The following is a 20,976-nucleotide window of genomic DNA, read 5'->3' as shown; positions in this document are numbered from 1 at the left end:
TTCGACGGTGCGCGTCCGTTACCGCGCAGAAGCCCCCGGAAGGCGGACCTTCCGGGGGCTTCTGCCCGCTGCGCCGCGCGGCCGCGATCGGCCGGGTATCAGCTGGCGGTGAAGGAGACGAACAGGTACTCGGGGTCGCCCTTGTCGGAGTACGGCTTCCTGGCCGTCGTCCGGGAGATGAAGAGCTTGCCGTTGTGGTAGCGGTATTCGGAGTAGTCGGGCGAGAAACCGGTCTCGGCGGTCCGGCTGGCCTTCTCCGCCGGGTTCTCCATGAGGACGGTCTCCTTCATCGTCTTGCCGTCGATGCTGACGACCTGGCCGCCCTTGTCGTACGGGGGCTCCTTGTACGCGATGATGTTCGGCCCGTCCATGCGGAGCGGGAACAGGGTGTACCGCTCGCCCGCGTCGGCGCGGTCGGTGGTCTGCTTGCCGGTCTCCAGGTCGAAGGAGAGCAGCTCGTTGGTGCGGCCGACCTCCGCCGAACCCTGGTGCTCGATCGAGGGCAGGTAGATCTTGCCGTTGCCGATCACGAACCCGGCGCACTTCTCGACCTCGGTGCCGCCGCACTTGCCGCCGTAGGTGCCGGAGGCGAGCGAGATGCGCGCCTTCAACTCGCCCTTGGGGTCGACGACGAAGAGGTCGCTGACGCCGGAGGCGTTCTTGGCGGTCTTGCCGACGTCCGCGCCGACGATGAGGGGCTTGGTGGAGACGATGGACGCCCACTCGATGCCCGGGGAGAGCTTGTACGAGGACAGCTGGGCGCCGGTGGCCGGATCCAGCGTCTGGGCGTACAGGGTCTGGTTGTCGCCGCGGCCGCACTTGCGGATCACGGCGAGGGCCTCGCCGCCGGCGTAGCCGCTGTCGTAGCAGCCGTCGCCGTCGACCTTGGGGGTCCACAGGGACTTTCCGTCGGCAAGGTTCCAGGCGGCGCCGCCGCTGGTGCCGCCCGCGGCGACGGTCTGGCCGCTGAGGGTCACCTCGTAGTAGGAGGCGGGCTTGTCGCCGGTGGTGGCGCCCTTGGCGTTGCCGGACCACAGGAGCTTTCCGGCTTCCAGGTCGATGACGCCGACCTCGGTGCACGCCGGGTACTTGTTGTCGGGCGTGGGCTTGGTGGGCCGGAAGAGGACGGCCGTCTTGTTGTCGCTGACGTGCTTGGTGGCGGCGCAGAGCTCGCCCGGGAGGGGGACCTCCCACTTCTTGCCGCCGTCGACGGTGTTGTAGCCGACGACCTTCGCCACGTCCGACTTGATGTACGTGGAGTCGGTGATCCAGGAGCCCGCGACCGTGACGACCTCTTCCGGGGTCGGGTTGGGCTGGTTGAACAGCGGCTTCGACTTGGTGTTGGCCGGCACCTTCTCCGAACCGGGCGTGCCGGAGCCGGGCTTGTCGCCGCCGGTGGTGCCGTTCGCGGCGGGCTGCTTGCCGTTGCCGCCGTCCTCGCCGGACACGTACCAGAAGCCGCCCGCGATGATCAGGACGATGGCCAGGAGGGCCGCGCCGACGATCATCAGCTGGGTGCGCTTGTCGTTGCCGCCGCCCGGGCCGGCCGGGGGCTGGGCCGCGTACATGGGGGCCGCGGGTGCGCCGTAGGCCGGCGGGGCCCCGGCCCCGCCGGGGGGCTGCGGCTGCTGCGGGTAGCCGTAGCCCTGCTGGGGATAGCCGTACGCCGCCTGCCCCTGCGGCGCCGCACCCGGCGCGGCGGGGGCGGCGGGCGTGGCGGGCGCGGTCGGCGGGCCCGGCGGTACGGGCGGCTGCTGCGGCGGGGCCGGCGGCTGCGGTGCGCCCTGCGGCGCGGACGGCACCGGCGGCGGCGCGCCGAAGGCCCCGGGTGCGGGCTCCTGCGGCGCTCCGAAGCCGCCGACGGGCGGCTGCTGGGGTGGCGGCGGGGTACTCATCGCTTGCTACTGCCTCTCGGTGGGCGGCTCGGTGGACTCGCTGCGCGTCATTTGCCGAAGACCATCAGGAGCTTCTCGGCGGTGCCCTTGGCGAGAAGACGGGACTGGGAGACGTAGAGCCTGCCGTCCGCGTAGTCGACGATCGGGGTGAAGAAGGAGCTCTCGATCGGGGCGGAGGTTCCCGACGGGTTGCGCAGCAGCGCGGTGGGCGTGCCGCCGGCGGCCGGGATCGAGAGGACCTCGCCGCCCTGGTCGGAGGTGGCCTTGCGGTAGGCGATCAGCTGCCCGTTGGCGGCGCCCACGGGGACGATGGTGCGGCCGTCCCCGGCGGGGGTGCGCCACTTGGCCTTGCCGGTGCCCAGGTCGAAGGCGACGATCTCGTTGGCCTTGCCGGACTCGGCGACGGTCGGCAGGTAGAGCGTGCCCGCGTCCACGGCGGTGGTGGAGCAGATCTCGACGGAGCGGAAGAGGCCGTTGGTGCACTCGGTGGCGAAGCTGCCCTCGCCGCTCACGGTGGCGCGCTGTTTGCCGTCGGGTCCGAGGACCACGATGGCGCGTTCCTTCTTGTCCTGGTTGCCGATGTCGAGGACGAGCGGGTCGAGCGAATAGACGGCGCCGACCTTGTACTTGGCGGGCAGCTTGAAGGTCCAGGTCTTCTTGCCGGTGACCGGGTCGGCGTCGGAGACCTCGCTGGAGAGGTCGTCGTCGTAGCAGGTCGCGATGGCGATCATCTTGCCCTTGTCCGCCACGTACGCGTCCGGCTTGCAGCCCTCGGCGGTGGCGCTGCCGAACAGCTTGTCGCCGGTGCTGACCTTGAAGGCGCTGGCGGTGCCGCTGCGGCTGACGGCGACGGTGTCGCCGGTGATGCCCAGGCTGGGGCTGGTCATGATGTCGAAGAGGCCCTCCTTGGGGACCTCCTTCGTCCAGCCTTCCTTGCCCGTCTTGAGGTCGACCTGCTTCATCTGGTTGCAGGTGGCGGAGTCGCCCTCGCCGTCCTTGAACATGACGACGGTCTTGCGCTCGGCGGTGGTCTGCTTGGTGACGGAGCAGATCGGAGCGGGGAAGGCCAGCGTCCACTTCTCCTTGCCGTCGGTGACCCCGTACGCGGTGAGGTTCTTCCAGACGCTCTTGACGACGGTGTCGCCGACGATCCACTGGCCGGCGGAGTCCACGCCGAGGCCGGGGCCGTCGATCTTGGCGGTCTTGAGCCAGAGGGTCTTGTCCTCGCCCTGCTTGCGGCCGGCGTTGAGGTCCTCGCTCTGGCCGCCCCCGTTGCCGCTGCCGTCGCCGTTGTCCACGCTGGCGGAGGGCTTGGCGTCGGCGGGCGTGGAGCCCTGCGCGACGGGCTGCTTCGGGTCGTGGTCGCCGCTCACGAAGGCGAAGTAGCCGCCGGTGCCGAGCACGAGGACCCCGGCGACGGCCGCGGCGACGATGACGGCCGTCTTCTTCTTCGGCGGCTGCGGCGCGCCCCCGACCTGGTGCATGCCGGCGGTGGGCATGCCGGGCGGCGGAGGGAAGTAGCCCTGCTGGGGCGCGGGCTGCTGCATGGGCTGCGTGGGGGGCTGCTGCGCGTACGGGTTCTCACCCTGCTGCGGGTACCCGTAACCGGGCTGCGGCGGACCCGGCAGGTGACCGTAACCGGAGGGCGGAGGCGGCTGGTTCGGCGGCTGGGGCGGCTCGGTCATCAGCGCATACCTTCGGCGTCGGGTGGTGGAGGGGGATGACCTTTCTATCACTGACGGCGTTCTTACATCGGGCCGGTCCGACCCCTGTTCCCAAGGGAGGACCGGCCCGTGACAACGCCGTTATCCGGTCGGCCGACGCATCCGCCCGGCGGAATCCAGGCGGGTCTAGGCGTCCTCGGCCAGCTCCAGCCAGCGCATCTCCAATTCGTCGCGGTCGGCGATGAGTTCGCGCAGCTCCGCGTCCAGCTTGGCCACCTTGTCGAAGTCGGTGGCGTTCTCGGCGATCTGCGCGTGCAGGTTCGACTCGCGGTCCGACATCTTGTTGAGCTGCCGCTCGATCTTCTGGAGCTCCTTCTTCGCGGCGCGCGAGTCGCCGGAGGCGCTCGACTTGGCGGCGGCGGCCGGGGCGGGCGCCGGGGCGGCTGCCTCGATCATCTTCTGCCGGCGCTCCAGGTACTCGTCCAGGCCGCGCGGCAGCATCCGCAGGCTCGCGTCGCCCAGCAGCGCCATCACCGTGTCGGTGGTGCGCTCGATGAAGAACCGGTCGTGGGAGATGACGATCATCGAGCCGGGCCAGCCGTCGAGGAGGTCCTCCAGCTGGGTGAGGGTCTCGATGTCGAGGTCGTTGGTGGGCTCGTCGAGGAAGAGCACGTTGGGCTCGTCCATCAGCAGGCGCAGGATCTGGAGCCGGCGCCGCTCACCACCCGACAGGTCGCCGACGGGCGTCCACTGCTTCTCCTTGGTGAAGCCGAACTGCTCGCACAGCTGACCCGCCGTCATCTCGCGGCCCTTGCCGAGGTCGACGCGGTCGCGTACGCGCTGCACGGCCTCCAGGACCCGCAGGGACGGGTCGAGTTCGCCGACCTCCTGCGAGAGGTACGCCAGCTTGACCGTCTTGCCGACGGTGACGGTCCCGGCGACCGGCTGGACGTCGCCCTGCGTACGGGCCGCCTCGGCGAGCGCCCGCAGCAGCGAGGTCTTGCCCGCGCCGTTGACGCCGACGAGGCCGATGCGGTCGCCGGGGCCCAGGTGCCAGGTGAGGTGCTTGAGCAGGACCTTCGGACCGGCCTGGACGCTGACGTTCTCCAGGTCGAACACGGTCTTGCCCAGGCGGGCGTTGGCGAAGCGCATCAGCTCCGACTTGTCGCGCGGCGGCGGCACGTCGGCGATGAGCTCGTTGGCGGCCTCGATGCGGTAGCGCGGCTTGGAGGTCCGGGCCGGGGCGCCGCGGCGCAGCCAGGCCAGCTCCTTGCGCATCAGGTTCTGCCGCTTGGTCTCCTCGGTGGCGGCGATGCGCTCGCGCTCGGCGCGGGCGAAGACGTAGTCGCTGTAGCCGCCCTCGTACTCGTAGACGGAGCCGCGCTGGACGTCCCACATGCGGGTGCAGACCTGGTCGAGGAACCAGCGGTCGTGGGTGACGCAGACGAGGGCCGAGCGGCGTTCCTGGAGGTGCTTGGCCAGCCAGGAGATCCCCTCGACGTCGAGGTGGTTGGTGGGCTCGTCGAGGACGAGGAGGTCCTGGTCCGCGATGAGCAGCTTGGCGAGCGCGATGCGGCGGCGCTCGCCGCCGGAGAGCGGGCCGATGACGGTGTCGAGGCCCTGGCCGAAGCCGGGGAGGTCGAGGCCGCCGAAGAGCCCGGTGAGCACGTCGCGGATCTTGGAGTTGCCGGCCCACTCGTGGTCCGCCATGTCCCGGATGATCTCGTGGCGGATGGTCGCCGCGGGGTCGAGGGAGTCGTGCTGGGTGAGGACGCCCATGCGCAGTCCGCCGCTCTGGGTGACCCGGCCGGTGTCGGGCTCCTCCAGCTTGGCGAGCATGCGGATGAGGGTGGTCTTGCCGTCGCCGTTGCGGCCCACGACACCGATCCGGTCTCCCTCGGACACGCCGAGGGAGATGCCGTCGAGCAGGGCACGGGTTCCGTACACCTTGCCGACTGCCTCGACATTGACCAGATTGACGGCCATCAGACGCGCTCCAGGGAAGGGTGTGGATCAGCCCCTCAGCCTAACCCTCCGAGCCGGTGCCGAGCGCTCCACCAGGAGCCAGCCTCCCAGAGCCATGCCGATGGCGGCGGGAGCGGTGACCGGAAGGGCGATGAGGGTGGCGCTGTGGCCCTCCAGCAGTCCGCCGAGCCCGGTCATGGACAGGCCGAGGATCCCGAGCAGGCACAGGGTGATCCCGAGGGCGGCGCGGGGCCCGGACCCGGGCTCGGCGTCGCCGCGGCCGGGCGCCTCGAAGCGGCGGAAGACGGCGACCAGTACGCCGGTCAGCGCGGCGGCCGCGAGCAGCCGGACGGGGACCTGCGCCCACCAGGCGCCGGTGGCCGGCTCGGGCAGGCGCAGGCCGAGCCCGAGCTGGGCGGCGTACACGGCGAGCATGGCGGTGAGGTGCCACAGGAACGCGGTCATGGCGATCCCGTTGGCGGCGACCACCGAACGCCAGACGCGCGGCCGGGCGAGCAGCGCGGCGGCGGGCTTCGCGAGCAGCTCCACGGCTGCGACCAGCCACGTCCCGTGCGCCAGCAGCGCGAGGGTGGGCGGGGCCATGTTGGACGCCTTCTCCCCCGGCATCCCGACCATGGACAGCGGGTACGGGCCGTACGCGACGAGCAGTACGGCGCCGGCGAGCCCGGCGGCGGCGAGCAGCGCGGGGCGGGTGATCCGCCCGTCGGCCCGCAGGAAGCCGAGCTGGTGGACGGCCAGCCAGACGAAGGCGAAGTTCAGGAACTCCACGTACGGGACGGCGAGCGCGAAGCGCAGTGCGTCGACGGCGGCCGCGGACCCGGCCAGCAGGGCGAAGGCGCCCCAGCCCCACCGCCGGTGCAGCTCCAGCAGGGCCGGGGTGAAGGCGACCATGGCCAGGTAGATCCCGATGAACCAGAGCGGCTGGGTGACCACCCGCAGCGCGGCCCCGCTCAGTTTCCCCTGCCCGCCCCCGGCGAGCTGGACGGCGAGCGCGCCCGCGGTCCACAGGAGGACGAAGACGAGGGTGGGCCGCAACAGCCGCTGGAGCCGGGCCCGCAGGAAGGCGGCGTAGACGGGCCGCCCGTCGGCGCGCCGGGCCAGCGAGCGGTACGACAGGGCGTGCGAGAACCCGCCGACGAAGAAGAACACCGGCATGATCTGCAGGCCCCAGGTGAGGACTTGGAGTGCGGGGACCAGGGCGAGCAGGTTCCCTATGCCGTCAGCGCTGACGGCGGCCATCAGCCAGTGCCCGAGCAGCACCGTCCCGAGCGAGGCGACCCGCAGCAGGTCGACGTACCGGTCCCGGCTGTCGGGGGTGGCCTCGGCGAGGTCCTTGGCGGTGTGCGCGGCATATCCCATGCGGGCACCCTCCCGCCCGGGACCCGGGCGGGAACAGAGCGCGGATACTCACTTCGCCCTGGGTACCCGCGTACGGGTGGGTTGCGGGTGGGTGCTCCTCAGGACGCCAGGACCGTGGCCCCCGGGGCCGGGCCGGTGGCGGTCCGGGTCGTGCGGCAGGTGCCCGAGGCTTCGAGGGCCGCGGCGACCTTGAGGGCGGATTCCGCGTCGCGGACCAGGAAGGCCGTCGTCGGCCCGGAGCCGGAGACCAGCGTGGCCAGCGCTCCGGCGGAGGTGCCCGCCTCCAGCGTCGCGGCCAGCTGCGGGCGCAGCGACAGGGCCGCCGGCTGGAGGTCGTTGGCCAGGGTCGCGGCGAGCGCGGCCGGGTCGCCCGAGGCGAGGGCGGTGAGCAGCGCCGGCGAGGCCTCGGGGGCCGGGATGCTGCGGCCCTCGGCCAGGCGGTCGAACTCGCGGAACACCGCGGGCGTCGACAGCCCGCCGTCGGCGACCGCGAACACCCAGTGGAAGGTGCCCGCCTCGACCGGGGTCAGGAGCTCCCCGCGCCCGGTGCCCAGCGCCGCCCCGCCGACCAGGCTGAACGGCACGTCGCTGCCGAGTTCCGCGCAGATCTCCAGGAGCTGGGCGCGCGGGGTGTCCAGCCCCCACAGGGCGTCGCAGGCCAGCAGGGCGCCGGCGCCGTCGGCGCTGCCGCCCGCCATGCCGCCGGCCACCGGGATGTTCTTCGCGATGTGGATGTGGACGGCGTCGGAGCGGCCGTGGCGGGCCGCGAGGATCTCGGCCGCCCGCGCCGCCAGGTTCGTACGGTCCAGCGGGACCTGGTCGGCGTCCGGGCCGGCGCAGGTGACCGTCAGGGTCTCGGCCGCGGTGACCGTCACCTCGTCGTACAGGGACACCGCGAGGAAGACGTTCGCCAGGTCGTGGAAGCCGTCGGGCCGGGCCGCGCCCACCGCCAGCTGCACGTTGACCTTCGCGGGGACCCGTACGGTCACGCTCTTCTTCCTGCTCACAGCGCGGGCCTCTCCGCCGCCGGCTTGTGCTCGGCGATCGCCGCGAACTCCTCCACCGTCAGCGATTCCCCGCGCGCCTGCGGGGACACCCCGGCGGCGACCAGCGCCTGCTCCGCGCCCGCCGCCGAACCGGCCCAGCCGGCCAGCGCGGCCCGCAGCGTCTTGCGGCGCTGCGCGAAGGCGGCGTCCACGACGGCGAAGACCTCGGCCTTCGTGGCGCTCGTCCTGATCGGCTCGGCCCGCCGCACCAGCGAGACCAGGCCGGAGTCCACGTTCGGCGCCGGCCAGAACACGTTGCGGCCGATGGACCCGGCCCGCTTCACGTCCGCGTACCAGTTCGCCTTGACCGAGGGCACCCCGTACACCTTGTTGCCCGGCTTGGCGGCCAGCCGGTCGGCGACCTCCGCCTGCACCATCACCAGCGTGCGCTCGATGGTCGGGAACCGGTCCAGCATGGTCAGCAGCACCGGCACGGCCACGTTGTACGGCAGGTTCGCCACGAGCGCGGTCGGCGCCGGCCCCGGCAGCTCCTCCACGAGCATCGCGTCGGAGTGCACCAGCGCGAAGCGGTCCTTGCGCTGCGGCATCCGCGCCTCGATGGTGGCGGGCAGCGCAGCCGCCAGCACGTCGTCGATCTCGACGGCGGTGACCCGGTCGGCGGCCTCCAGCAGCGCGAGCGTCAGCGAGCCCAGCCCGGGCCCGACCTCGACGACGACGTCGTCGGGCCGCACCTCGGCGGTGCGCACGATGCGGCGCACCGTGTTGGCGTCGATGACGAAGTTCTGGCCCTTCTGCTTCGTCGGCCGTACGCCGAGTACGGCGGCCAGCTCGCGGATGTCCGCCGGCCCGAGAAGGGCGTCGGAGGTGGTGCCGGTCGTACTGCTGGTAGTGCCCTCGGGCTGCTGCTCTGCGGTGCTCACCGGTAAAGCCTACGGCCGCAGTGGGGCCACGGGGTCGCGCCCCTTTGTACGTAGAGCTTCTTCGCCCGGTACGTCTGTTCCGGGCCCGGGGCGTCCTGGGGGCGGCCGGAGCCGCCGAGGCTCTGCCAGGTGCGGACGTCGAACTGGTACAGGCCGCCGTACGTGCCCGAGGCGTCGGTGGCGGAGGGGCGGCCGCCGGACTCGCACTGGGCCAGCGCCCCCCAGTCGAGGCCGTCCGCCCCGGCGACGGAGGTCGGCAGCGGCCTCGTGCCGACCTTGACGAGCTGGGTGACGGGGTCGCGGACGGTCTCCTCGGCGACCTTGCGGGGCTTTTGCCGCACCCCGTTGACGGTGCGCAGGACGTACGTGACCCGGCGGGCCCCGGGCCGGCCCGCCCGCTCGACGACCTCGGTGCCGGCGAACAGGGAGTCGTCCTCGGTCTTCTCGACCGCGTACGGGATGCGCTCCTCGCGGACCTCGCGGGTGCCGGTGATGCGGAGCACCGTGACGGTCTGGCCGTCGCGCGGGAAGGAGGCGGGCGGGACGGAGGTGGTGTCCTGGCCCTGGAGGGTGATCCCGGCCTGGCCGAGGGCTTCCTGGACGGTGGCGGCGTTGGTGCGGATGGTGGTTTCGCGGCCGTCCGCCATGAAGGTGACGCTGCGTTCGGTGCGGACGGCCAGGGTGAGGCCGGCCCGTGGCACGGGGGCGGTGCGCGGGGCGGAGAGGTAGGCGCCCTCGACGCGGACGCCGAACTGGCGCAGGGCTCCCTCGACGGTGGCGGCGGTGGTCCACACCTGGCGGCTCTGCCCGTCGAGGGTCAGGCGCAGGGGGCGGCCGTAGCGGACGACGATCTCGTCGCCGTCGTCGAGGGCCTCGGTGCGGGCGGGGGCGACGAGGTCGTGGGGGCCGACGCCGAGACCCTCGGCGTCCAGGAGTTCGTCGACGTCGTCGGCGAAGGTGTGCAGGGTCCGGGGCTCCCCGTCGACGGTGAGCCGCACGGACTTGTCGGCGGCGACGAACGCCGTGGTTCCCCCGGCCAGGAAGGCGACGACCAGGGCCTGCGGGACGATCCGCCGCCAGTTGCCCTGCCCCGCGGGGGCGGGGGCGGGGGCGGGGGCGCCGCGGCGCCGCCGGCCGGTGGGGGCGGCGATGGACGGCAGGCCCGGGCCGGGGTCGGGGCTGCGGCGCCGGCCCGTGCCGGCTCCGGGGCCCGGGCCCGGGGGCGCGGCGAGGTCGGGGCCGGCGGCGGGGGCCGCCCGGCGCCGTCCGGTCGGGGCGGCTACGGGCGCCGCCGCGGCCTCGGCGCCCTTGCGCCGCCGGGCGGCCCGCCGGTCCCCGGTGCGCGGGGCGGGCACCGCTGCGGGCTCGGGGTCCGGGACCACGGCCTCGTTCCCGTACACCCCGGTGAAAGGACTCTCGCTCACGACGCTCGCTCCACTGGTCCGGCCCCATCGGTTCGGGCACGGCACCCTAGCGGACGCCCGTCACTCACCAAAGTCGGGCGGCTACCGAGCGTGTCGGGGCGGGCGCGGCGGGTCGGCGGCCCCTCAGTAGCCGAAGGCGCGGGCGGTGTTCGCCGCCAGGGCGGTGGCCATCGCGTCCTCGTCGATCCCGCGCACCGCCGCCATCGCCCGTACGGTCAGCGGAATGAGGTACGGGGCGTTCGGCCGTCCGCGGTACGGCGCCGGGGTGAGGTAGGGGGCGTCGGTCTCGACGAGGACGAGCTCCAGCGGGGCCACGGCGAGGGCCTCGCGCAGCGGCGCGGCGTTCTTGAAGGTCACGGTCCCGGCGAACGACATGTAGTACCCGGCGGCGGCGCATTCGCGCGCCATGTCGGCGTCCCCGGAGTAGCAGTGGAAGACGGTGCGTTCGGGCGCGCCCTCCTCGCGCAGGATGCGCAGGACGTCGGCGTGGGCGTCCCGGTCGTGGATGACCAGGGCCTTGCCCTGCCGCTTGGCGATCTCGATGTGGGCGCGGAAGGAACGCTCCTGCGCGGCCATCCCGTCGGGTCCGGTGCGGAAGTGGTCGAGTCCGGTCTCGCCGACGGCCTTGACGTGCGCCAGCTTCGCGAGTTCCTCGATCTCGGCCAGCGCCTCGTCGAGCGCGGCCTCGCCGCCGCCGGCCCGCGCCCCCTGGCGGGACCAGCCTCCCTCAGGGTCCCCGAGCACGATGCGGGGCGCTTCGTTCGGGTGAAGGGCGACGGCCGCGTGGACGTTCTCGTACGCCGCCGCCGTCTCGGCCGCCCAGCGGGAGCCCTTCACGTCGCACCCGACCTGGACGACGGTGGTCACGCCCACCGAGGCGGCCTTGGCGAGGCCCTCCTCGACGGTGCCTCGCTGCATGTCCAGGTGGGTGTGGGAGTCCGCCACCGCGACCCGCAGCGGTTCGGGCAGCGGCGGCGGGGTGTCCCTGGAAGCGTCCTTGGCGGCAGTGCTCATGGGGCCGATCTTATGACCGGCGTCTCATGACCGGCGCAAGAGCCGCAGCAGCCGGGAGAGCCAGCCCCCGCGCTCGGCGCGCCCTCCGTCCGCCGTGACGGGCCCGGGGGAGTCGTGAGGCGGGGTCCTGCGCTGCTTCGGGGTCCGCGGTACGTTCGCGCCGGCCGGTACCGGGCCGGCGATCCCGGGCGAGATGCGGTGGTGGTAGAGCTTGTCGATCGTGCCGAGAACCGAGGACACCTGGCCTTCGCGCATGATCCGCACCACGTGCCCGCCGCAGTTGTGGCAGGTCGGGTTCGACAGCGGGGAGGGGACCCGCTCGCCCTTGACGGTGTAGATGATGAAGGGCTGGCCCTGGCCGTCGACGTGGTGCTCGATCTCGTAGCCCTGCTCCCAGCCGTAGCCGCACTTCATGCAGGCGAAGGAGTAGGCCTCGTGCACGGTGTGCACGAGCGGCTTCGGCACGGCGACGGGTACGGCCACTGCGGGCGCGGGGACGGGTACCGAGGTGTCTGCGATCTCACTCATGCCAGCTCCTCTTGTTCCACTGGTGCCATTGCCAGTGGACGCCTCTTCGGGCAGGAGCGCATCAGGCCCTGTCGACTGTTGGACGGTCTTTGGGCGACTCATGTCCCAAAGCGCCCGGTGCGCGGTCTGAGCTTTGCTTTTCAGGTTAGCCCTTTACCGTCTTACAGCACCTTTTGAGCCGCATTCTTTGCCGCGACGACCGCGTCGAAGACCTCCCGCTTGGGTACTCCGGCCTCGGCCGCGACCGCCGCGATGGCTTCTTTTCGACGCTCCCCGGCCTCCTCCCGCACGCGCACCCTGCGCACCAGCTCCTCGACGTCCACATCGCCGGGCCGGGCCGCCGGTGCGCCCTCCACGACGACGGTGATCTCGCCGCGCACGCCCTCGGCGGCCCAGGCCGCCAGCTCGCCGAGTCCGCCGCGCTTGACCTCCTCGTACGTCTTGGTCAGCTCGCGGCACACGGCGGCCCGCCGGTCCGCGCCGAAGACCTCGGCCATCGCGGCGAGGGTGTCGTCGAGCCGGTGGGGGGCCTCGAAGTAGACGAGAGTGCGGCGTTCGCCCTCGACCTCGCGCAGGCGCCCGAGGCGTTCGCCCGCCTTGCGCGGCAGGAAGCCCTCGAAGCAGAAGCGGTCCACCGGCAGCCCCGACAGGGCGAGCGCGGTGAGCACCGCGGACGGCCCGGGCACGGCGGTGACCTTGATGTCCTTCTCGACGGCGGCGGCGACCAGGCGGTAGCCGGGGTCGGAGACGGACGGCATGCCGGCGTCGGTCACCAGCAGCACCCGCCTGCCCTGTTCCAGCGCCTCGACCAGCTCCGGGGTGCGGGCCGATTCGTTGCCCTCGAAGTACGAGACGACGCGGCCGGTGGTGTGCACGCCGAGCCCCTGCGTCAGGCGGCGCAGCCGCCGGGTGTCCTCGGCGGCGACCACGTCGGCCCGCTCCAGCTCGGCCGCGAGCCGCGGCGGGGCGTCGGCGAGATCGCCGATCGGGGTGCCGGCGAGCACGAGCACGCCCGCGGAGGAGGAGGCCGGGGAGGGGGTTTCGGAGCCGGTGGGCTGGTCAGTCGTCACCCGTCCATCCTCTCAGCCGTCCCGCCCGGCACATGTCATCCGTCCCGCCCGCACCCGTCGTCCGCCCCGCCCGGCACGCTCATCCGTCCCGCCCGCACCCGTCGTCCGCCCCACCCGGCACGCTCATCCGCCCCACCCGCACGCGTCATCCGTCCCACCCGGCACACGCACCAGGGGTCCCCGGCACTGGGGTTCGCACAGCCGCGTTCCCTACGATGACCCGGTGACCAGTACCGCGACGCCGCCGCCCAGCCCCGCGGGGGCCCCGCCCGCCCCTCCGGCGGGACGCGCAGACCAGCCGTCCGCCTGGCTGCGCCGCCTGCGCAGCTTCGGCTACGCGCCGCCCGGCGACGCCTGGCGTCCGGGCCCCGGGCGGGCGCCCGCCCCGAGTCCGGACGTCCGCACCCGCCTGGTGCCCCCGTACGCCCGGCCCTCCGCGCAGCTGTGGACGGCGCTCGGGGTCCCGCCCTCCGCGGCGGGCGCCTGGGAGCGCGTGCTGGCGTGGGCAGGGCCGCTGCTGGTGGCCCTGGTGGCCGGGGTGCTGCGCTTCGTGCACCTGGGCAGCCCGAAGGCGGTGATATTCGACGAGACGTACTACGCCAAGGACGCCTGGGCGACCATCCGGCAGGGCTACGAGGCGAGTTGGCCGAAGGACATCGACAAGTCGATCCTCGCCAACCCCGACGGGATCGCGCTCCCGCTGGACCCCGGCTACGTCGTGCACCCGCCGGTCGGCAAGTGGGTCATCGGGCTCGGCGAGTGGATGTTCGGCTTCACGCCGTTCGGCTGGCGGTTCATGACGGCCGTGCTCGGCACCCTGTCGGTGCTGATGCTGTGCCGGATCGGCCGCCGCCTGTTCCGCTCCACGTTCCTGGGCTGCCTGGCGGGCGCGCTGCTCGCGGTGGACGGCCTGCACCTGGTCATGAGCCGCACGGCCCTGCTCGACCTGGTCCTGATGTTCTTCGTGCTGGCCGCCTTCGGGGCGCTGCTGATCGACCGGGACAGGGCCCGGGCCAGACTCGCGGACGCCCTCCCGGTGGACGAGCAGGGGCGCACCCGCCCGGACGTCACCGTCGCCGAGACCCTGCGCCTGGGCTGGCGCCCGTACCGGATCCTGGCGGGCGTCTGCCTGGGTCTGGCGTTCGGCACGAAGTGGAACGGCCTGATCGTGCTGGCGTTCTTCGGGGTGCTGACCGTGCTGTGGGACGCGGCCGCGCGCCGCACCGCGGGGGCGGGCGCCCCGTACGCGGCGATGCTGCGCCGCGACGCGCTGCCCGGCTTCCTGTCGACGGTGCCGGTGGCGATCGCGGTGTACCTGGCCTCCTGGACCGGCTGGATCCTCTCCCCGGACAACGGCAAGGGCGGCTATTTCCGCGACTGGGCCGCCAAGAACGACCAGCACAGCTCGCTGTCGTTCCTGCCGGAGTGGCTGCGCAGCCTGTGGCACTACGAGACCGAGGTCTACGCGTTCCACGTCGGGCTGACCTCGGGACACACGTACGAGTCGAACCCGTGGAGCTGGCTGGTCCTGGGCCGGCCCGTCTCCTATTTCTACGAGTCCCCCGACCCGGGGACGGACGGCTGCCCGGCGACGGAGGCGGGCAAGTGCGCCCGCGAGGTGCTGGCCCTGGGCACCCCGCTGCTGTGGTGGGCGGGCTGCTTCGCGCTGCTGTACGTGCTGTGGCGGTGGTTCTTCCGCCGCGACTGGCGGGCCGGCGCGATCGCGTGCGCGCTGGGAGCGGGCCTGCTGCCCTGGTTCAACTACCAGGAGCGGACCATCTTCTTCTTCTACGCGGTGGTCTTCGTCCCGTACCTGTGTCTGGCGGTGGCGATGATGATCGGCGCCCTGCTGGGCCCGTCGGGCTCGACGGAGCGAAGGCGCGCGCTGGGGGCGATCGCGGCGGGCGTCCTGGTCCTCCTCATCATCTGGAACTTCATCTACTTCTGGCCGATCTACACGGGCCAGACGCTCCCGATGGACTCCTGGCGCGGCCGCATGTGGCTGGACACCTGGGTCTAGCCGCCGGATCCCGTGGCACGGCCCGTCACCGCTCGCGGGGGTGGCGGGCCGTGGCCATGCTGGAAGGAGGAGGTGAAGAGTCATGCGCATACGACGACTGCTCGGCCTCGTTCTCGCCACGGCGGCGCTGGCCGGAGCAGGTGCCCTCGGTGCCGCGACGGCCCAGGCGGCGGCCCCGGCCATCACGTCCGCGGAGTGCACGGACCAGGGGGGAACGGTGACCAGCCAGCCCTACGGCGGAACCTGGTGCACGCTCCCCGACGGGACCAAGGTCGCGGTCAGCTGACCGGCCGCGGTGTTCCGTTCTGGTAACAAGCCGTACGCGCCCCGTTTGCACAGAGTAAGGTCCGCACCAGAGGTTCTTTGAACATGTTCAGAGAACAACGGGGATCTGGGGAGGACGTAGGTGAACGGGGCGGCGAAAGGGGCCATCGTCGGCGGGGTGTTCCTCGCGATGGTGGGCGGGGCCGGGTACGGGGTGTACGCGCTGGTCGGGGACGGCGGCCACGACGGCGGGAACGGCGCCGCAGACACCGCCGTGAAGGCGGAGAAGGGCAGCGGGCCCGTCACCGACAAGGAGGCGGCGCAGACGGCGAAGGCCTTCCTCGCCGCCTGGGCGGCCGGGGACGCGCAGGGCGCGGCGGAGCTGACGAACAACGTGCAGGCCGCGCAGAGCGCCGTGGCCGGCTACCGGGCCACGGCCTACGTGTCGAAGGCCGTGATCACTCCGGGGACGCAGACGGGCACGACCATCCCGTTCGCCGTCGCCGCGGAGGTCACGTACCAGGGCGCGACCAAGCCCCTCGCGTACGAGTCCAAGCTGACCGTCGTACGCGGTCTGACCAGCGGGAAGCCGCTCGTCGACTGGCAGCCTTCGGTCATCCACCCGCAGCTGCAGAAGGACGAGAAGCTGCGCGCGGGCGCGCCCGCGGCCCCGCCGGTCAAGGCCGTGGACCGCAATGGCGAGGAGCTCAGCGCCGAGAAGTACCCCTCGCTGCGGCCGGTCCTCGACCAGCTGCGCCAGACGTACGGCGGCAAGGCGGGCGGCAAGCCCGGGGCCGAGCTGTGGATCGAGCCGGCCGCCCAGGACGCGCCGAAGCGGACGCTGCTGACGCTGGTGGAGGGGGAGCCGAGCACGCTGAAGACCTACCTGGACGCCAAGGTGCAGGCGGCGGCCGAGAAGGCCGTGGCCAAGTACCCGGAGTCCTCGGTGGTCGCCGTCCAGACGGGCAACGGGCACGTCCTCGCGGTCGCCAACAACCGCAAGGACGGCTTCAACGCGGCGATGGAGGGGCGGCGGGCGCCCGGGTCGACGATGAAGGTCGTGACGGCGGCGATGCTGATCGACCGCGGCAAGGCGGCGGCCGACAAGTCGGCGGAGTGCACCAAGGAGGCCTCCTGGGGCGGGCGCACCTTCCACAACCTGAACAACTTCGAACTGCCGGGCGCGAACTTCGCGACCAGTTTCGCCAAGTCCTGCAACACCGCCTTCATCAAGCAGATCGACGACGTCGACGACGACTCGGCGCTGGCGAAGGAGGCCAGGGAGGTCTTCGGCCTCGGGCTGGACAACTGGAAGACGGGCATCCGCTCGGCCGACGGCCAAGTGCCGGATGCGAAGGGCGCGGAGGCGGCGGCCGAGTACATCGGGCAGGGCCGGATCACCATGAACCCGCTGAACGTGGCCTCGTTCACGGCCACCGCGCGCAGCGGGGCCTTCCACCAGCCGCTCCTCGTCCCGCCGGAGCTCGACGGGCGGCCGATCGCGCAGGCGGCGCGGCAGATGAAGCCCTCGGTCCAGCAGCAGCTGGTCCGGATGATGAAGCTGACCGCCACCAGCGGCACGGCGGCCCAGGCGATGAGCTCGGTGGGCGGCGACAAGGGGGCGAAGACCGGCTCGGCGGAGGTCGACGGCGCCGGCAGCCCGGACAGCTGGTTCACGGGCTACAGCGGCGACGTGGCCGCGGCGGCGATGGTCGAGGCCGGCGGCCACGGCGGAGACGCCGCGGGCCCGCTGGTGGCCGCGGTCCTGAACGCCTCGTAGGCCCGGACCGCGGTGTGTCCGGCCCCCCGGCGTTCGATGCGCTGGGGGGGGAGCCGGGAGGCTCCGGGAAGGGTGGTCAGAGCGCGCCGCGAACGGCCCGCAGCAGCGCCTGCGCGCGGGGGTCGGCCGTGACCGACTTGGCGTGGGCGTTCGTCACGTACCCGAAGGCCACGCCCGACTCCGGGTCCGCGAACCCCAGCGACCCGCCGCGCCCCGGATGGCCGAAGGACCCCGCCGACAGCAGCGGCGACGCCGGACTGTGCAGCATGTACCCCGGCCCGAAGCGCGTGTTGACCACCAGCACCCGGTCGGGGCCGGACGACAGCTCCGTACCCGCCAGTCGGCGCGTCCGCTCGGTGAACAGCCCCGGTCCGTCCTGGGTATCGCCCAGCAGCGCCGCGTACACGCCCGCCAGGCCCCGCGCCGTGCCGATGCCGGCCGACGCCGGGAGTTCGGCCGCGCGGAACTCCGGGGCGTTCTCGTCCGGCAGCGGGGTGATCGCCGCGAACGCCCGCCGGGTCAGCGAGGACGGGTCGTCCCAAGCCTGCGAAACGTTCCTCCGCGGACGCGTCCTGAGCCCGCCCGCCATCCCCGAGGGCGCCTCCACGGGCCCCACCCGGCCCACCCGCCCGGTCTCCGCCGCCGGCAGGCCGATCCAGAACTCCAGCCCCCGCGGCCCCGTGACCTCCTGCGCCAGCCACTGGCCCAGCGAGGCCCCGGTCACCTGCAACACCAGCTCCGACAGCAGCCAGCTGTACGTCTGCGCGTGGTACCCGTGGGCGGAGCCCGGCTCCCAGAAGGCCCGCTGCCCGGCGACCGCGCGCGCCCCCGAGACCCCGTCCACCGCCTCGCCCGGCGTCAGCGGGACGTCCAGCGCCGGAACGGCCGCCCGGTGCGCGAGCAGGTCCCGTACCAGCGCCCGCTCCTTGCCGCCCGCCTTGAACTCCGGCCAGTAGGCCCCCACCGGCGCGTCCAGGTCCAGCAGACCGCGCTGGTGCAGCAGCAGCGGTACGACGGCCGCGACGCCCTTGGTGGCCGAGCGCACCACCTGTGCGGTACCGGCGGCCCAGGGCGCACCGTCCTCGCCGCCCTCGACGTCCCGCGAGCCCGCCCACAGGTCCACGACCTTGCGGCCGTCCCGGTACACGGCCACGGCCGCGCCCCGGTCCCCGAGCACCTCGAAGTTGCGTACGAAAGCGTCCCGGACGGCCTCGAAGCCGGCCGCCACCTCACCCTGGATGTCCACGAGCGGTCCAACAATCGCCTGGTCGGACTTATGCCACCGACACCGAACGGGGGTCGAAGCCGAACGGAAGCTCCAGCCGGTGCGCCCGCATCAGCTCCTCGTCGCACAGCAGGTCCTGCGTGCGTCCGTCCGCCGCGATGACCCCCTCGCTCAGGATCACCGACCGCGGGCAGAGCTCCAGCGCGTAGGGCAGGTCGTGGGTCACCATCAGGACGGTCACGTCGAGCGAGCGCAGGATGTCGGCGAGCTCGCGCCGTGACGCCGGGTCCAGGTTCGACGAGGGCTCGTCCAGGACCAGGATCTCCGGCCGCATCGCCAGTACGGTCGCCACCGCGACCCGGCGGCGCTGTCCGAAGGACAGGTGGTGCGGCGGCCGGTCCGCGAAGCCGGCCATGCCGACCTGCTCCAGCGCCTCGCGGACCCGCGTCTCCAGCTCCGCGCCCCGCATCCCGGCGGCCGCCGGGCCGAAGGCCACGTCCTCGCGCACGGTCGGCATGAACAGCTGGTCGTCCGGGTCCTGGAAGACGATGCCGACCCGGCGCCGGACCTCGGCGAAGTTCCGCTTCTCGACCGGCAGCCCGGCCACCGTCACGGTGCCGACCCCGCCGCCGAGGATGCCGTTGAGGTGCAGCACCAGCGTGGTCTTGCCGGCGCCGTTCGGGCCGAGCAGGGCCACCCGCTCGCCCTGTCCGACGGTCAGGTCCACGCCGAAGAGGGCCTGGTGCCCGTCCGGGTAGGCGTACGCGAGGCCGGAGACCTCCAGGGAGGCGGGGGCGGGCGAGGCGGGGGCGGGGGGCGGGGCAGAGGGAGTCACAGGGTCCATCCCATCAGACAGACGGCGAGCGCCGCCGCCGGGAGTACGGCCGCGTACGCCCACTGGGCGCGCGTGGCCACGACTTCGTCGATCACCGGCATCGAGCCCGCGTAGCCGCGGCTCACCATCGCGAGGTGGACCCGCTCACCGCGCTCGTAGGAGCGGATGAACAGCGCTCCGGCGGTCTTGGCCAGCACCCCCCAGTGCCGGATCCCGCTGGCCTCGAAGCCGCGCGAGCGCCGGGCGATCGACATCCGCCGCAGCTCGTCGGTGATCACGTCGCCGTACCGGATCATGAAGGAGGCGATCTGCACCAGCAGCGGCGGCAGCTTGAGCCGCTGGAGTCCGAGCAGCAGCGCCCGCAGCTCGGTGGTCGAGGCGAGCAGGACGGAGGCGGCGACCCCGAGCGTGCCCTTGGCCAGGACGTTCCAGGCTCCCCACAGACCCGAGACGCTGAGCGACATGCCGAGCACCTCGACCCGCTCGCCCTGCGCCACGAAGGGCATGAGCACGGCGAAGGCCACGAACGGGACCTCGATCAGCAGCCGCCGCAGCAGGAAACCGGCCGGAATCCTCGCCGCCACGGCGACCGCGGCGATGAGGGCGGCGTACAGCCCGAAGGCCCACACCGCCTCGCGCGGTGTGGAGACGACGACCACGACGAAGGCGAAGGCGGCGGCCAGCTTGCAGTGGGGCGGCAGGTCGTGGATCGGTGAGTGCCCGTGCCGGTAGAGCTTGTGGGCGTGGCCCGCACCCATCTCAGACCGCCGAGGACGCGGTGGAACCGGTCGAGGTGGCCGTCAGGTCCTCGGCGCGGCGCCGGCGTACGGTCCAGAAGATCCCGGTGCCGACGGCGACGGTCGCGCCGACGCCGATGACACCGGCGAGGCCGCCGGAGAGACGGGCGTCGCCGACGTCCTTGACGCTGTAGTCGGCGAGCGGGGAGTCGGCGCTGGCGTGCTCCTTCACCTTCTGGTCGATGCCCTTGTCGGCGGCGACCTTCTCCAGGCCGTCGGGGCTGGTGGAGGCGTAGAAGGAGACGAAACCGGCCAGGACGAGGGCGGTGACCAGACCGGTGATCCACACGGACTTCGTGGAGCGCGCGGGGGCGGGGACGGCGGCCGGGGCGGCCGCCGGGGCGTCGACCAGTTCGCCCCCCACGCGCAGCTTCAGCGGGGCGGCCAGCCCGCGCGCCCCGTGCACCAGGTCCGGGCGTACGGCCAGTACGGCGCCCACGGTCGCCGCAGTGATCACGGCCTCGCCGATGCCGATCAGCACGTGCACGCCGACCATGGCGGTGAACACCTTGCCGAGCGGGACGTCGGTGGTGCCGCCGAGGGCGTACAGCAGGGTGAACATGACGGCCGCGCCGGGCACCGAGAGCAGGGCTCCGGCGAAGGCGGCGACGGTGACGGAGCGGCGGGTGTCGGGCAGGAGCTTCAGCAGCCCGCGGAAGACGGCGTACGCGACGACCACGGTCACGACGGCCATGTTCATGACGTTGACCCCGAGGGCGGTCAGCCCGCCGTCGGCGAACAGGACGCCCTGCATGAGCAGGACGACGGACACGCACAGCACACCCGTATAGGGGCCGACGAGGATCGCGGCGAGCGCTCCGCCGAGCAGGTGTCCGCTGGTGCCGGCGGCCACGGGGAAGTTGAGCATCTGGACGGCGAAGATGAACGCGGCGACGAGCCCGGCCAGTGGCGCCGCGCGCTCGTCGAGCTCGCGGCGGGCGCCGCGCAGGCTCACTGCCACCACGCCCGCGGCGGCGACACCTGCGGCGATGGAGACGGGGGCGTCGATGAAGCCGTCGGGCACATGCATGGGGCTGCTCCGCTTCCTGCGGTCTTCGAGCTGACAAATCTTTAACCGCTTAAGAATAGTGCCCAATTGCAAACCATTGGCAAGAGCGTCGGCACCACGAATACCTCCGCGCGGATTCGTGGGAATGTGCGAGGCTGGGGGCACTACGGACTCATATG

General features: G+C 72.9%; 17 protein-coding genes. 3 read left to right on the top strand and 14 right to left on the bottom strand.

The features are described from left to right. Positions 1-98: 98 nt before the first annotated feature. The 10 genes from CP980_RS20015 to rsmI form a co-directional block, all read right to left on the bottom strand. On the bottom strand, positions 99-1,895 hold the full coding sequence (locus CP980_RS20015; RefSeq protein WP_150528751.1) for an outer membrane protein assembly factor BamB family protein: 1,797 nt from the start codon (positions 1,893-1,895) through the stop codon (positions 99-101). Positions 1,896-1,942: 47 nt separating this feature from the next. After that, positions 1,943-3,580 carry an outer membrane protein assembly factor BamB family protein gene (locus CP980_RS20010; protein ID WP_132757413.1) on the bottom strand — a complete coding sequence of 546 codons (1,638 nt, stop codon included), beginning with the start codon at positions 3,578-3,580 and terminating at the stop codon, positions 1,943-1,945. Positions 3,581-3,745: 165 nt separating this feature from the next. Next, entirely contained in the window at positions 3,746-5,545 is a 1,800-nt protein-coding gene (locus tag CP980_RS20005; protein ID WP_132757415.1) for an ABC-F family ATP-binding cassette domain-containing protein, read from the bottom strand. A 27-nt stretch (positions 5,546-5,572) separates the two neighbouring features. After that, a complete protein-coding gene (locus tag CP980_RS20000) occupies positions 5,573-6,904 on the bottom strand; it encodes an acyltransferase family protein (RefSeq protein WP_150528750.1) in 1,332 nt (443 codons plus the stop codon). Positions 6,905-7,002: 98 nt separating this feature from the next. After that, positions 7,003-7,911: a 4-(cytidine 5'-diphospho)-2-C-methyl-D-erythritol kinase gene (locus tag CP980_RS19995; protein WP_150528749.1), complete on the bottom strand. Its 909-nt coding sequence runs from the start codon at positions 7,909-7,911 to the stop codon at positions 7,003-7,005. Further along, entirely contained in the window at positions 7,908-8,831 is a 924-nt protein-coding gene (gene rsmA / locus CP980_RS19990; RefSeq protein ID WP_150528748.1) for a 16S rRNA (adenine(1518)-N(6)/adenine(1519)-N(6))-dimethyltransferase RsmA, read from the bottom strand. The genes CP980_RS19995 and rsmA overlap by 4 nt, the downstream gene beginning before the upstream one ends. Beyond that, the gene (locus CP980_RS19985; RefSeq protein ID WP_150528747.1) at positions 8,828-10,255 is read right to left on the bottom strand and encodes a resuscitation-promoting factor; all 1,428 of its coding nucleotides are present in this window, start codon (positions 10,253-10,255) and stop codon (positions 8,828-8,830) included. Before CP980_RS19985 ends, rsmA begins: the two co-directional genes overlap by 4 nt. A gap of 123 nt (positions 10,256-10,378) precedes the next feature. Next, positions 10,379-11,269, bottom strand: coding sequence for a TatD family hydrolase (locus CP980_RS19980; protein ID WP_132757421.1), 891 nt, complete (start codon positions 11,267-11,269; stop codon positions 10,379-10,381). 24 nt (positions 11,270-11,293) lie between these two features. After that, positions 11,294-11,797: a hypothetical protein gene (locus tag CP980_RS19975; protein ID WP_373312949.1), complete on the bottom strand. Its 504-nt coding sequence runs from the start codon at positions 11,795-11,797 to the stop codon at positions 11,294-11,296. Between the two features lie 161 nt (positions 11,798-11,958). Beyond that, on the bottom strand, positions 11,959-12,867 hold the full coding sequence (gene rsmI / locus CP980_RS19970; RefSeq protein ID WP_373312948.1) for a 16S rRNA (cytidine(1402)-2'-O)-methyltransferase: 909 nt from the start codon (positions 12,865-12,867) through the stop codon (positions 11,959-11,961). A 223-nt stretch (positions 12,868-13,090) separates the two neighbouring features. On the opposite strand from rsmI, the gene CP980_RS19965 reads away from it, so the two are divergent. From CP980_RS19965 to CP980_RS19955, 3 genes are all read left to right on the top strand, one after another. Further along, a complete protein-coding gene (locus CP980_RS19965; protein WP_132757423.1) occupies positions 13,091-14,887 on the top strand; it encodes a dolichyl-phosphate-mannose--protein mannosyltransferase in 1,797 nt (598 codons plus the stop codon). Positions 14,888-14,969: 82 nt separating this feature from the next. After that, a complete protein-coding gene (locus CP980_RS19960; protein ID WP_132757425.1) occupies positions 14,970-15,173 on the top strand; it encodes a hypothetical protein in 204 nt (67 codons plus the stop codon). A gap of 120 nt (positions 15,174-15,293) precedes the next feature. Then, positions 15,294-16,931, top strand: coding sequence for a penicillin-binding transpeptidase domain-containing protein (locus CP980_RS19955; protein ID WP_150528746.1), 1,638 nt, complete (start codon positions 15,294-15,296; stop codon positions 16,929-16,931). 76 nt (positions 16,932-17,007) lie between these two features. Here the strand turns inward: CP980_RS19955 and CP980_RS19950 are convergent, their stop codons facing one another. The 4 genes from CP980_RS19950 to CP980_RS19935 are packed head-to-tail and all read right to left on the bottom strand — an operon-like array spanning position 17,008 to position 20,818. Beyond that, positions 17,008-18,177 (bottom strand): serine hydrolase domain-containing protein, encoded by a 1,170-nt coding sequence (locus tag CP980_RS19950; RefSeq protein ID WP_132757429.1) that lies wholly within the window; start codon positions 18,175-18,177, stop codon positions 17,008-17,010. A gap of 28 nt (positions 18,178-18,205) precedes the next feature. Further along, complete coding sequence (locus CP980_RS19945; RefSeq protein WP_132757430.1) at positions 18,206-19,000, bottom strand: energy-coupling factor ABC transporter ATP-binding protein; 795 nt, start codon at positions 18,998-19,000, stop codon at positions 18,206-18,208. Next, on the bottom strand, positions 18,988-19,749 hold the full coding sequence (cbiQ, locus tag CP980_RS19940; protein ID WP_150528745.1) for a cobalt ECF transporter T component CbiQ: 762 nt from the start codon (positions 19,747-19,749) through the stop codon (positions 18,988-18,990). The genes CP980_RS19945 and cbiQ overlap by 13 nt, the downstream gene beginning before the upstream one ends. Position 19,750: 1 nt before the next feature. Next, positions 19,751-20,818 carry an energy-coupling factor ABC transporter permease gene (locus tag CP980_RS19935; protein ID WP_150528744.1) on the bottom strand — a complete coding sequence of 356 codons (1,068 nt, stop codon included), beginning with the start codon at positions 20,816-20,818 and terminating at the stop codon, positions 19,751-19,753. Between the last annotated feature and the right edge of the window lie 158 nt (positions 20,819-20,976).

Source organism: Streptomyces vinaceus (assembly GCF_008704935.1).
GTDB lineage: Bacteria > Actinomycetota > Actinomycetes > Streptomycetales > Streptomycetaceae > Streptomyces > Streptomyces vinaceus.
Note: the sequence above shows the minus strand (reverse complement) of the source record. Positions and strands in the feature narration are given on the sequence as shown.